This is a genomic window from Mycobacterium sp. GA-2829 (assembly GCF_001499965.1).
GTDB lineage: Bacteria > Actinomycetota > Actinomycetes > Mycobacteriales > Mycobacteriaceae > Mycobacterium.
The window spans coordinates 81,109-93,623 of record NZ_LQIT01000001.1; the positions used below are offsets into that span (position 1 = coordinate 81,109).

Here is a 12,515-nt window from a genome sequence, read left to right on the forward strand (position 1 = left end):
ATGACCCGTGCCGTCGTCGAACCCCTGACGCCCGGGGCCCGGGTGCTGGTCACCGGCGCCGGGATCACCGGACGCTCGGTCAGCGCCGTACTGGAACCCACCGGGGTGCGGCTGACGATCTGCGACGACGATCCGCTGGCGCTGCAGCGGCTGGTCACGCCCGCCACGGTGGTCACCACCGATGAGGCGGTGGCCGGGATCGCCGACTACGCACTGGTGGTCACCAGCCCCGGGTTCGCCCCGACCACCCCGGTGCTGGCGGCGGCCGCCGCGGCCGGGGTCCCGATCTGGGGTGACGTGGAACTGGCGTGGCGGCTGGACCGGGCGGGCTGGTTCGGGCCGCCGCGGCGCTGGCTGGTGGTCACCGGCACCAACGGCAAGACCACGACGACGTCGATGCTCTACGCGATGCTGCAGGCCGCGGGCCGCCGCGCGATGCTGTGCGGCAACATCGGCAATCCGGTGCTCGACGTGCTCGGCGAACCGGCCGAGGTCTTGGCGGTCGAGCTGTCGAGTTTTCAATTGCACTGGGCGCCGTCGCTGCGCCCGGACGCCGGGGTGGTGCTCAACGTCGCCGAGGACCACCTCGACTGGCACGGCTCGATGACGGCCTACGCCCGCGACAAGGCCCGGGTGCTCGACGGCCGGGTGGCCGTGGCGGGCCTCGACGATCCGGTGGCCGCCGACCTGCTCACCACCGCGGCCGCGCCCACGCGCGTCGGGTTCCGGCTCGGGCCGCCGGTCGCGGGACAGCTGGGGGTGCGCGACGGCTGGCTCGTCGACAACGCGTTCGCCGCCGACCTGGGGCTGGCCCGCGTCGACGACATCCCGGTCGCCGGCCCCGTCGGCGTGCTCAACGCTCTGGCGGCCGCCGCACTGGCCCGCGCGGACGGCGTGCCCGCTGAGGCGGTGGCGGCGGCCCTGGCGTCCTTCGAGGTCGGGCGGCACCGCGCCGAGGTGATCGCCGTCGTCGACGGGGTGACCTGGGTCGACGACTCCAAGGCCACCAACCCGCACGCCGCCAGGGCCTCGATCGCCGCCTACGACCGCGTCGTGTGGATCGCCGGCGGACTGCTCAAGGGTGTGTCGGTGGACGCGCTGGTCGCCGAGGTCGCCGACCGGCTGGCCGGCGCCGTGCTGATCGGACGCGACCGCGCCGTGGTTGCCGAGGCGTTATCGCGACACGCACCGGATGTCCCCATCGTCGAGCTTGTGACGGGGGAGGATTCTGGGGTGCATGGGACAACTGAGTCAGGTGTGAATCTTGTGACTCGAGTGATCGACACCACGGGACGGTCACTACCCGACGCCGTGATGGGGGCGGTGGTCGACGCCGCCCGACGCATCGCCCGCCCGGGAGACGCGGTGCTGCTCGCGCCGGCGGGCGCATCGTTCGACCAGTTCAGCGGCTACGGCCAGCGCGGCGACGCCTTCGCCGCCGCGGTACGCGCCGACCTCGGGTAACCGCCGTGGCGACCATCCTGGCCCGGCTCCGCGGTAAGGCGCCCGGCCCGTCCGGGGCTTCCGACGACACCGACGCGCCGACCGCACCCACCCCCGCCCAGCCCCCGAGATTGGCCCGCACCCGCTTCGCCGCGTGGCTCGGCCGCCCGATGACGTCGTTCCACCTGATCATCGCCGTCACCGGGCTGCTCATCACGCTCGGGCTGACCATGGTGCTGTCGGCCTCGGGTGTGTACTCCTACGACTCCGACGGCTCACCCTGGTCGGTGTTCGCCAAACAGGTGCTGTGGACCGCCGTCGGGCTGGTGGCGTTCTACCTCGCGCTGCGCATGCCGGTGAAGACGCTGCGGCGACTGGCCTTCCCCGGTTTCGCGTTCACGATCGTGCTGCTGATCCTCGTGCTCATCCCGGGTATCGGCAAAGTGGCCAACGGGTCGCGCGGCTGGTTCGTCGTCGCCGGGTTCTCCATGCAGCCCTCCGAGCTCGCCAAGATCGCCTTCGCGATCTGGGGTGCGCACCTGCTCGCGGCGCGCCGCATGGAGCGGGCCACCCTGCGCGAGATGCTCATCCCGCTGGTGCCCGCCGCGGTCATCGCGCTGGCGCTCATCGTCGCTCAGCCCGACCTCGGCCAGACCGTGTCGCTGGGCATCATCCTGCTCGCCCTGCTCTGGTACGCGGGTCTGCCGCTGCGGGTGTTCCTGTCGTCGCTGGTCGCGGTCATGGCCTCGGCGGTCGTGCTGGCGCTGGCCGAGGGCTACCGGTCGGCGCGCGTGCAGTCCTGGCTCGATCCGAGCGCCGACGCGCAGGGCTCGGGATATCAAGCGCGGCAGGCGAAGTTCGCGCTCGCCAACGGCGGCGTGTTCGGCGACGGCCTCGGGCAGGGCACCGCGAAGTGGAACTATCTGCCGAATGCCCACAACGACTTCATCTTCGCGATCATCGGCGAGGAACTCGGCTTCGTGGGCGCGGCCGGTCTGCTCGGACTGTTCGGGTTGTTCGCCTACACCGGGATGCGTATCGCGCGCCGGTCGGCCGATCCGTTCCTGCGGCTGCTCACCGCCACCGCGACCACCTGGGTGCTCGGGCAGGTGTTCATCAACGTCGGCTACGTGGTGGGCCTGCTGCCCGTCACCGGGCTGCAGCTGCCGCTGATCTCCGCGGGCGGCACCTCGACGGCGACGACACTGCTCATGCTGGGTCTGATCACCAACGCCGCGCGCCACGAACCCGAGGCGGTCGCCGCGTTGCGGGCCGGCCGGGACGACCGGGTCAACCGGCTGCTGCGGCTACCGCTGCCAGAGCCCTACGTGCCCACCCCGCTGGAGGCGGTACGCGACCGGCTGCGCTCGAAGACGGGCAAACCGGCCGCACCCCGGGCGGCACGACCGGCCCGCGCACCCCAGCGGCCCAAACCCCCAGCGGCTGACAAGCGGGTGCGGCGCGCAGGGCATCATGTAGGCGGTCAGCGGTCGGCGGCGAGCCGGACCGGGCAGCGCCAACAGGGTCGACGAGGTCGGCCCAGGGAAGGTCAGCGTTACGGGTGAACGGCACCATCTCGGTCGTCCTCGCCGGCGGCGGAACCGCGGGGCACGTCGAACCGGCGATGGCCGTCGCCGACGCACTGGCCACGTTGGCACCCGGGGTGCGGATCACCGCACTCGGCACCGAGCGGGGGCTCGAGACGCGGCTGGTCCCCGAACGCGGCTACGACCTCGAACTGATCACCCCGGTCCCGCTGCCGCGCAAACTCTCCGGTGACCTGGCCCGGCTCCCGCTGCGGGTGCGCCGCGCGGTGCGCGAGACCCGTGCGGTGCTCGACGCCGTGCACGCCGACGTCGTGATCGGATTCGGCGGGTACGTCGCGCTGCCCGCCTACTTCGCGGCGCGGCGCAACCGGGTGCCGATCGTCGTCCACGAGGCCAACGCCAGCGCCGGGCTGGCCAACAAGGTCGGCGCGCGGTTCGCGTGCCGGGTGCTCGCCGCGGTGGCCGATCCGGGTCTCGGCCCGGTCGAGGTGGTCGGCACGCCGGTGCGGGCGAGCATCACCGAACTGGATCGGGCGGCGCTGCGCGCCGAGGCCCGCGCGCACTTCGGCTTTCCCGACGACGCGCGCGTACTGCTGGTGTTCGGCGGTTCGCAGGGCGCCCGCTCGCTCAACAACGCCGTCTCCGGAGCCGCCAAAGCCCTTGCCGCAGCGGGCATTTCGGTGCTCCACGCCTACGGGGCCAAGAACACCCTCGAGCTCCCGGAGCCCGCGGCGGGTGATCCGCCGTACGTCGCGGTGCCGTACCTGAGCCGGATGGACCTGGCCTACGCCGCGGCCGATCTGGCGGTGTGCCGGTCGGGGGCGATGACGGTCGCCGAGGTCACCGCGGTCGGACTGCCCGCGGTGTACGTCCCGCTGCCGATCGGTAACGGCGAACAGCGGCTCAACGCCCGGCCCGTGGTCGACGCCGGCGGCGGCCTGGTGGTCGACGACGCCGACCTGTCGCCGCAGTTCGTCGCCGACACGATCGTCGGCCTGCTCACCGACACCGGCAGGCTGCAGACGATGACCGCGGGTGCCGCGGTGGCGGGACACCGCGACGCGGCCCGTCACGTCGCCGACGTGGCCCTCGACGTGGCCCGCGATCTGCCCGACGCGCGGAAGCGGGTCCGGTGAGCACTCCGCCGCCGCTGCCCGAGGAACTGCGCCGGGTCCACATGGTGGGCATCGGCGGCGCCGGGATGTCCGGGATCGCGCGCATCCTGCTCGACCGCGGTGCGCTGGTCTCCGGTTCGGACGCCAAGGAGTCGCGCGCGGTGGTCGCGCTGCGGGCCCGCGGCGCCGCCGTGCAGATCGGCCACGACGCCTCGTCGCTGGACCTGCTGCCCGGTGGCCCGACCGCGGTCGTCACCACCCACGCGGCGATCCCGAAGACCAACCCCGAACTGGTCGAGGCCCGGCGCCGCGGCATCCCGGTGATCCTGCGGCCCGTGGTGTTGGCCAAGCTGATGGACGGCAACACCACGCTGCTGGTCACCGGCACCGCGGGCAAGACCACCACCACCTCGATGCTCATCGTCGCGTTGCAGCACTGCGGGATGGACCCGTCGTTCGCCGTCGGCGGTGACCTGGGCGAACCAGGCACCAACGCCCATCACGGCAGCGGCGCCTACTTCGTCGCGGAGGCCGACGAGAGCGACGGTTCGCTGGTGCAGTACCGGCCCGACGTCGCGGTGGTCACCAACATCGAAGCCGACCACCTCGACTTCTTCGGCACCGAACAGGCTTATGTCGACGTGTTCGACGCATTCATGGAGCGGCTGCAGCCGGGCGGCGCCGTGGTGGTGTGCGTCGACGATCCCGGTGCCGCCGCCTTCGCCGAACGCACTGCGGCCCTGGGCATCCGGGTGCTGCGCTACGGCAGCGGCGTGCGCGCCGACCTCGCGGGCGCACTACTGGACTGGGAGCAGCGCGGCACCAGCGCGGTGGCCACCGTGCGGCTGGCGGGCGAGGACCGGCCGCGGACCATGCGGTTGGCGGTGCCGGGCAGGCACATGGCGCTCAACGCGCTGGCCGCACTGCTGGCCGCGGTCGAGGTCGGGGCCGCGCCGGACGACGTGCTCGAGGCGCTCGCCGCCTTCGACGGTGTCCGCCGCCGGTTCGAACTGGTCGACATCGCCGCCGGTGTCCGGGTGTTCGACGACTACGCCCACCATCCGACGAAGGTCACCGCCGCGCTGACCGCGGCCCGCGCGCTGGCCCGGGAGCTGGGCGGCCGCGCCGTCGTGGTGTTCCAACCACACCTGTACACCCGCACGCAGACCTTCGCCCGCGAATTCGGTGCGGCGCTCAGCGCCGCCGACCTGGTGTTCGTGCTCGACGTCTACGGCGCCAGGGAACAGCCGATCGCCGGGATCAGTGGCGCGAGCATCGCCGAACACGTCGAGGCGCCCGTCACCTATGTGCCCGACTTCTCGGCGGTGGCCGAGAAGGTGGCGGCCGCGGCGCGGCCCGGGGACGTGGTCGTCACGATGGGTGCAGGCGACGTGACCATGCTGGGTCCGGAGATCGTCACCGCACTGCAGTCCAGGGCGAACCGAACCGTGCCGGGGGCCGGCGCGCGATGACGCAGCCGCCGTCCGGTCCGGCTCCGGATCAGCCCGAGGCGGCACCGGAGGAACCCACCCCGCCGCAGGCCGAGGAACAGGAACCCGCTCCGGAGGAGGACCTCGAGGGTCCCCGCCGCCGGGCCCGCCGCGAACGCGAGCAGCGCCGGGCGGTCCAGGACCGGGCCATCGCCCTGGAGGAGGCGCGCCGCGAGGCCAAGCGCCGGGCCACCGGCGGACCCGCCCGCGAGGTCACGCCGATCGCGCGCGGGGCGGTGCGCGGGCTCAAGGTGCTGGTGTGGTCGGCGCTGCTGTCCGTGGCCGCGGTCGCGCTCGGCCTGCTGCTCTACTTCACCCCGATCATGTCGGCGCGCAGCATCGACGTCGTCGGCCTCGAGGCGATCCCGCAGGAGGAGGTGCTCGCCGCCGCCGCGGTGGTGCCAGGGACCCCGCTGCTGCAGATCGACACCGACGCCGTGGCCGAACGGGTTGCGACGATCCGGCGGGTCGCCAGCGCCCGGGTGCAGCGCGAGTATCCGTCGTCGCTGCGCATCACCGTCGTCGAGCGGATTCCGGTAGTGGTCAAGGACTATCCGGACGGACCGCATCTGTTCGACCGCGACGGGGTGGACTTCGCGACCGCACCGCCGCCGCCGGGGCTGCCGATCCTCGAGACCGCCACGCCGGGCCCGAGCGATCCGGCGACCGAGGCGGCGCTGCAGGTGATGCTGGCGCTGCCGCCCGAGGTGGCCGCCCAGGTGGGGCGGGTTGCGGCGCCGTCGGTGGCGTCGATCACGCTGACGCTGGTCGACGGCCGGGTGGTGGTGTGGGGGACCAACGACCGCACCGACGAGAAGGCGCTCAAGCTGGCGGCACTGCTGACCCAGCCGGGCCGGACCTACGACGTGTCCAGTCCCGATCTGCCGACGGTCAAGTAGAAATTCGCGCCGGGCGTCGGCGCGCCTTCGGGGTTCCTCGTCGCGGTCGCCCTACCGTTCTGGTTGCGCGGAACTACTTGACATAACTCTAAGCCTATGGTTGAGGTTGAGGGTTTTGGGGGAAGGCTTCGCATGAGAACTGGCAACCAGGCAGCAGAAAGGCGACCGCTCATGGGCGCGAAGAAGGTCGACCGATGACCCCGCCGCACAACTACCTCGCCGTCATCAAGGTGGTCGGCATCGGCGGCGGCGGTGTGAACGCCGTCAACCGAATGATCGAACAGGGCCTCAAGGGCGTCGAGTTCATCGCGATCAACACCGACGCGCAGGCGTTGTTGATGAGCGATGCCGACGTCAAGCTCGACGTGGGCCGCGACTCCACCCGCGGACTCGGCGCGGGCGCCGACCCTGAAGTGGGCCGCAAGGCCGCCGAGGACGCCAAGGACGACATCGAGGAACTGCTGCGCGGTGCCGACATGGTGTTCGTCACCGCCGGTGAGGGCGGCGGCACCGGAACCGGTGGCGCACCGGTCGTGGCGTCGATCGCCCGCAAGCTCGGCGCGCTGACCGTCGGCGTGGTGACGCGGCCGTTCTCCTTCGAGGGCAAACGGCGCAGCAACCAGGCCGAGAACGGCATCCAGGCGCTGCGCGAGAGCTGCGACACGCTGATCGTCATCCCCAACGATCGGCTGCTGCAGATGGGCGACGCCGCCGTCTCGCTGATGGACGCCTTCCGCAGCGCCGACGAGGTGCTGCTCAACGGTGTCCAGGGCATCACCGACCTGATCACCACTCCCGGTCTGATCAACGTCGACTTCGCCGACGTCAAGGGTGTGATGAGCGGGGCGGGCACCGCCCTGATGGGCATCGGCTCGGCCCGCGGCGACGGCCGCGCGCTCAAGGCCGCCGAGATCGCGATCAACTCCCCGCTGCTGGAGGCCTCGATGGAGGGCGCCCAGGGCGTGCTGCTGTCGGTGGCCGGCGGCAGCGACCTCGGGTTGTTCGAGATCAACGAGGCCGCCTCGCTGGTGCAGGATTCCGCGCATCCCGAGGCGAACATCATCTTCGGCACCGTCATCGACGATTCGCTCGGCGACGAGGTGCGGGTGACCGTGATCGCGGCCGGATTCGACTCGGTGAGCCCGAGCCGCAACCCCGTCACGAGCGCGGACGCCCAGAACGTCCCCAGCGCCGCACCGACCCAGCCGATCGCTCCCGGGCGGGCGGGCAAGGTCTCGTCGTCGCTGTTCGAACCGGCCGATCCGGCGAGCGTGCCGGTGCACTCCAACGGTGCAACCGTCAGCATCGGCGGAGATGACGGAGGCATCGCCGACGACGACGTCGACGTGCCGCCGTTCATGCGGCACTGATCCGGGTCCGATACTGGGAACGTGACCGTTCGCGTGCGGCGGGTGACCACGACCCGCGCCGGCGGCGTCTCGGCGCCGCCGTACGACACCTTCAACCTCGGCGACCACGTCGGTGACGATCCGGCCGCCGTCGCCGCCAACCGCGCCCGGCTGGCCAAGGCGACCGGGCTCGACGGTCGGCTGGTCTGGATGCACCAGGTACACAGCGACCGCGTCGTGCGCGTCGACGGCCCCGCAGACGGGCCGGTGCACGACGCCGACGGGGTCATCACCACCACCCGGCGGCTCGGTCTTGCCGTCGTCACCGCCGATTGTGTGCCGGTCCTGCTGGCCGATGCGCGCGCCGGGGTGATCGGCGCCGTCCACGCCGGACGGGTCGGGGCGCGCAACGGGGTGGTGCTGCGTGCGGTGGAGGCGATGCAGGAGGCCGGTGCGCGGCTCGAGGACATCTCGGTGCTGCTCGGCCCGGCGGTCAGCGGCGCCAACTACGAGGTGCCCGAGGAGATGGCCGCCGATGTGGAGGCCGCACTCCCCGGCAGCCGCGTCAGGACCACCCGCGGCACCGCCGGACTGGATCTGCGCGCCGGAATCGCCCGTCAGCTCACCGATCTCGGCGTCACGGCCATCGACGTCGACCCGCGGTGCACCGTCGCCGACCGCAATCTGTTCAGCCATCGCCGCAACAACCCGACCGGCAGGCTGGCGTCCCTGGTGTGGATGGAGTGACCACCGTGGGAAGCGACCGGGAATCGGAGTTGGCCGCCTCGCTCGCCGCGGTCCGGGATCGGCTCGAACGTGCGGCGCAGGTGGCGGGCCGCGATGCGGGCGACATCACGCTGCTGCCGGTGACGAAGTTCTTCCCGGCCTCCGACGTCCGCATCCTCTACGGCCTCGGCTGCCGCGACTTCGCCGAGTCCCGGGAGCAGGAGGCCTCGGCGAAGGCGGCCGAACTCGCCGACGAGTTCGCGGGCGATCCGCCGCGCTGGCACATGGTGGGCCGGATCCAGCGCAACAAGGCCAGGGCCGTCACGCGCTGGGCACATTCGGCGCATTCGGTCGACAGCGCCAAACTCGTCAACGCACTGGACCGCGGTGCGGCCGACGCGCTGGCCGACGGCCTGCGCAGTGCGCCGCTGCGGGTCTACCTCCAGCTCAGCCTCGACGGTGACGTCGCCCGCGGCGGTATCGACGTCGGGCAGTCGGCGCAGGTCGACGAGCTCTGTGCCGCAGTCGATTCCGCCGAGGCGCTGGAGTTCGTCGGGCTGATGGCCATCCCGCCGCTCGGCGCAGACCCACCTTCGGCGTTCGCGCGGTTGCGGGCCGAACTCGAACGGGTACAGAGCCACTACCAGCAGCGCCTCGAGATGTCGGCGGGTATGTCCGGCGACCTCGAGACGGCGGTGCAACACGGCTCGACGTGTGTGCGTGTCGGTACCGCGCTTATGGGACCTCGTCCTCTAACGTCACCGTGAGTAGTCACTCCAGTCACACCATCATCACAGACACCACAGCTTTGACGGTCATGAGAAGGGTCGCGCGATGAGCACACTGCACAAGGTCAAGGCCTACTTCGGTATGGCGCCCATGGATGACTACGAGGACGAGTACTACGAGGACGACGACCGCGGCGAACGCCCGGCCCCTCGTGGGTACGCCCGCCGCCCCCGCGAGGAGCGGTTCGAGGAGGACGGGTACGGCCGCGAGTACGACGATCGCCCCGCCCCGCGCGAATACGACGAACCGCCGATCTACCGCGGCGGATACGACGAGCCCCGGTTCGAGCCCCGGATGCGGGGTCCGCGCGAGTTCGACCGCGCCACCCCGCCGCCTCGGCTGGGCGCGCTGCGCGGGTCGACCCGCGGCGCGCTGGCGATGGACCCGCGGCGGATGGCGATGCTCTTCGAGGAAGGCAGCCCCTTGGCCAAGATCACGACCCTGCGCCCCAAGGACTACAGCGAGGCCCGCACCATCGGCGAGAAGTTCCGCGACGGCACCCCGGTGATCATGGACCTGGTGTCGATGGACAACGCCGACGCCAAGCGGTTGGTCGACTTCGCCGCCGGGCTGGCGTTCGCGCTGCGCGGATCGTTCGACAAGGTCGCCACCAAGGTGTTCCTGCTGTCGCCGGCCGACGTGGACGTCACCGCCGACGAGCGCAGGCGCATCGCCGAGGCCGGCTTCTACGCCTATCAGTGACCCCTGCTGCCCATGACGGCGCTTCGGCCCGGCAGGTAGGCTGACGAGGTCGTTTCCCGCCTGTCCCGCATGTCGTGACTGCCTGTAGCCCCGTAGTGAGGTCGAGCTTCCGTTGGCGCTGTTCTTCGAAATCCTTGGTTTCGCTCTGTTCGTCTTCTGGCTTCTGCTCATCGCGCGGGTCGTCGTCGAGTTCATCCGGTCCTTCAGCCGGGACTGGCATCCACGCGGGTTCACGGTCGTCGTGCTCGAGGTGATCATGACGCTCACCGATCCGCCGGTGAAGTTGCTGCGCAGGCTCATTCCGCAGCTCACCATCGGCGCCGTGCGTTTCGACCTGTCGATCATGGTGCTGCTGTTGGTCGCATTCATCGGTATGCAATTGGCGTTCGGCGCCGCGGCCTGAACCCGCCACCGGCGAGTTTGCCCGGATCGGACGCGAACGTGGCAAAAATTGAAATTCGGTCTTAAAATCTGACCTCCGCTGCGACCCTCGGGTCTGGTGTGACAGGATGGACGCCAGTTGCGATCCATGCAGGCTTTACACTTTGACTTCGGTTGACGGTCCAGACGCAAGGGGGCAGACCATGCCGCTCACACCCGCCGACGTTCACAATGTCGCGTTCAGCAAGCCACCCATCGGCAAGCGCGGTTACAACGAGGACGAGGTCGACGCCTTCCTCGACCTGGTCGAGAACGAGCTGACTCGGCTGATCGAGGAGAACACCGACCTGCGTCAGCGGGTCTCCGAACTGGACCAGGAGCTGGCATCGGCCCGGTCCGGCGGCGGGGTGTCGCAGCCGCAGGCCGCCCCGGTCTACGAGCCCGAGCCCGAGCCGACTCCGCCGCCCCAGCCGGTGTACGAGGCGCCCGCGCCCGCCGCCGCGCCGTCCCCGCAGCAGAGCGAGGACTCCGCGCTGCGCGCGGCGAAGGTGCTGAGTCTGGCCCAGGAGACCGCCGACCGCCTGACCAGCACCGCCAAGGCCGAATCGGACAAGCTGCTCGCCGACGCGCGGGCCCAGGCCGACGCCATGGTCAGCGACGCCCGGCAGACCGCGGAGACCACCGTCACCGAGGCCCGCCAGCGCGCCGACGCGTTGCTCGCCGACGCGCAGAACCGCTCGGAGACGCAGCTGCGGCAGGCGCAGGAGAAGGCCGACGCGCTGCAGGCCGACGCCGAGCGCAAGCACTCCGAGATCATGGGCACGATCAACCAGCAGCGGACCGTCCTCGAAGGCCGGCTCGAGCAGCTGCGGACCTTTGAGCGCGAGTACCGCACCCGCCTGAAGACCTACCTCGAATCGCAGCTCGAGGAGCTGGGTCAGCGTGGCTCGGCCGCCCCGGTCGATTCGAGCGCCAACAACGACGGCGGCGGCTTCAACCAGTTCAACCGCGGCAACAACTGACGCGGCGGCGCTGATCGATGCTGATCATCGCGCTCGTCCTGGCTGTCATCGGGCTCGCCGCCCTGGTGACGGCCGTGGTCACGGGCAACGCTCTGATCGCTTGGGTCTGCATCGTCGCCAGCGTCGCCGGGGTGGTGCTGCTGATCGTCGACGCGGTCCGCGAACGGACCCGCACCGCGACCAAACGCGGCGGCGCGACGGCTGCCGTCGCTCCGACCGACGACGCCGACCAGCCGACCGAGCAGTTCGACGCCGAGTACCCCGACGAGACCGAACCGGAGCCTGAGTCCGAACTCGAGCCGGAACCCGAGCCCGAGCCCGAACCGGTCACCGACGAGGTCGACCACCCCGAAGAGCCGACCACGCGTTAACGGGGCGGGGTGCTCAGCAGGTCGCGGACCTCGTCGTCGGTGACCTGGTGGAAGTCGGCGTACACCTGCCCGACGGCCTCGAACCGGTCCGGCATCGTCGCGCACACCACCGTGTCGGCCTCGGCGCCGATCTCCCGGCACGCCGACGCGGGTCCGACCGGAACGGCCACCACCACCTGCGCCGGTTGCGCCGCCCGGACCGCGCGCACCGCGGCCAACATGCTTGCGCCGGTGGCGATTCCGTCATCGGTCAGGATCACCGTCTTCTGTTCGAGCGCGGGCGGCGGCCGGCCCTGCCGGTAGGCGGACTCCCGCCGGTGCAGCTCGGCCGTCTCGCGTTCGATCGCCCGCTGCACCGCATCCTCGCTGATCTCCAGGCGCGCCACGAGTTGATCGTTGAGGACCACGCCTCCGCCGGATGCGATGGCGCCCATCGCGAGCTCTTCCCATTGCGGCACACCGAGTTTGCGTACCAGGAACACGTCGAGCGGGGCGCCCAGGTCGCGGGCCACCTCCCAGCCCACCGGGACACCGCCGCGGGCCAGACCGAGCACCACCACGTCGTCGCGCCCACGGTAGGCCGCCATATCGCCGGCGAGAACCCGGCCGGCCTCGCTGCGGTCCGCGAAGGTGCGCCAGGCGCCGATGCGACTGGACATGCCGGTGGCGTACCCGTTCGAC

General features: G+C 71.4%; 13 protein-coding genes. 12 read left to right on the top strand and 1 reads right to left on the bottom strand.

The window, feature by feature from the left end:
- The 12 genes from murD to AU194_RS00435 all read left to right on the top strand — a co-directional run bounded on the left by murD (position 1) and on the right by AU194_RS00435 (position 11,834).
- Positions 1-1,464: a UDP-N-acetylmuramoyl-L-alanine--D-glutamate ligase gene (gene murD, locus AU194_RS00380; protein WP_059087270.1), complete on the top strand. Its 1,464-nt coding sequence runs from the start codon at positions 1-3 to the stop codon at positions 1,462-1,464.
- A gap of 5 nt (positions 1,465-1,469) precedes the next feature.
- A complete protein-coding gene (gene ftsW / locus AU194_RS00385; RefSeq protein ID WP_059087271.1) occupies positions 1,470-3,008 on the top strand; it encodes a putative lipid II flippase FtsW in 1,539 nt (512 codons plus the stop codon).
- Positions 3,005-4,126: an undecaprenyldiphospho-muramoylpentapeptide beta-N-acetylglucosaminyltransferase gene (murG, locus tag AU194_RS00390; RefSeq protein WP_059087272.1), complete on the top strand. Its 1,122-nt coding sequence runs from the start codon at positions 3,005-3,007 to the stop codon at positions 4,124-4,126. Before ftsW ends, murG begins: the two co-directional genes overlap by 4 nt.
- A 41-nt stretch (positions 4,127-4,167) precedes the next feature.
- Positions 4,168-5,577, top strand: a complete 1,410-nt coding sequence (gene murC, locus AU194_RS00395; protein ID WP_059087498.1) for a UDP-N-acetylmuramate--L-alanine ligase — start codon at positions 4,168-4,170, stop codon at positions 5,575-5,577.
- Positions 5,574-6,494 carry a cell division protein FtsQ/DivIB gene (locus tag AU194_RS00400; RefSeq protein WP_059087273.1) on the top strand — a complete coding sequence of 307 codons (921 nt, stop codon included), beginning with the start codon at positions 5,574-5,576 and terminating at the stop codon, positions 6,492-6,494. The genes murC and AU194_RS00400 overlap by 4 nt, the downstream gene beginning before the upstream one ends.
- Positions 6,495-6,688: 194 nt before the next feature.
- Positions 6,689-7,864, top strand: a complete 1,176-nt coding sequence (gene ftsZ / locus AU194_RS00405; RefSeq protein ID WP_059087274.1) for a cell division protein FtsZ — start codon at positions 6,689-6,691, stop codon at positions 7,862-7,864.
- Positions 7,865-7,885: 21 nt separating this feature from the next.
- Positions 7,886-8,590, top strand: a complete 705-nt coding sequence (gene pgeF, locus AU194_RS00410; protein ID WP_157575835.1) for a peptidoglycan editing factor PgeF — start codon at positions 7,886-7,888, stop codon at positions 8,588-8,590.
- Entirely contained in the window at positions 8,587-9,336 is a 750-nt protein-coding gene (locus tag AU194_RS00415; RefSeq protein ID WP_059087275.1) for a YggS family pyridoxal phosphate-dependent enzyme, read from the top strand. Before pgeF ends, AU194_RS00415 begins: the two co-directional genes overlap by 4 nt.
- A 67-nt stretch (positions 9,337-9,403) precedes the next feature.
- On the top strand, positions 9,404-10,060 hold the full coding sequence (locus AU194_RS00420; protein WP_059087276.1) for a cell division protein SepF: 657 nt from the start codon (positions 9,404-9,406) through the stop codon (positions 10,058-10,060).
- A gap of 112 nt (positions 10,061-10,172) precedes the next feature.
- Entirely contained in the window at positions 10,173-10,463 is a 291-nt protein-coding gene (locus tag AU194_RS00425; RefSeq protein ID WP_059087277.1) for a YggT family protein, read from the top strand.
- A 181-nt stretch (positions 10,464-10,644) separates the two neighbouring features.
- Positions 10,645-11,463 (top strand): DivIVA domain-containing protein, encoded by an 819-nt coding sequence (locus tag AU194_RS00430; protein WP_059087278.1) that lies wholly within the window; start codon positions 10,645-10,647, stop codon positions 11,461-11,463.
- A 17-nt stretch (positions 11,464-11,480) separates the two neighbouring features.
- Positions 11,481-11,834, top strand: coding sequence for a hypothetical protein (locus AU194_RS00435; RefSeq protein ID WP_059087279.1), 354 nt, complete (start codon positions 11,481-11,483; stop codon positions 11,832-11,834).
- Here AU194_RS00435 and AU194_RS00440 read toward each other — a convergent pair.
- The gene (locus tag AU194_RS00440; protein ID WP_059087500.1) at positions 11,831-12,493 is read right to left on the bottom strand and encodes a phosphoribosyltransferase; all 663 of its coding nucleotides are present in this window, start codon (positions 12,491-12,493) and stop codon (positions 11,831-11,833) included. The genes AU194_RS00435 and AU194_RS00440 overlap by 4 nt on opposite strands.
- Positions 12,494-12,515 lie beyond the last annotated feature (22 nt).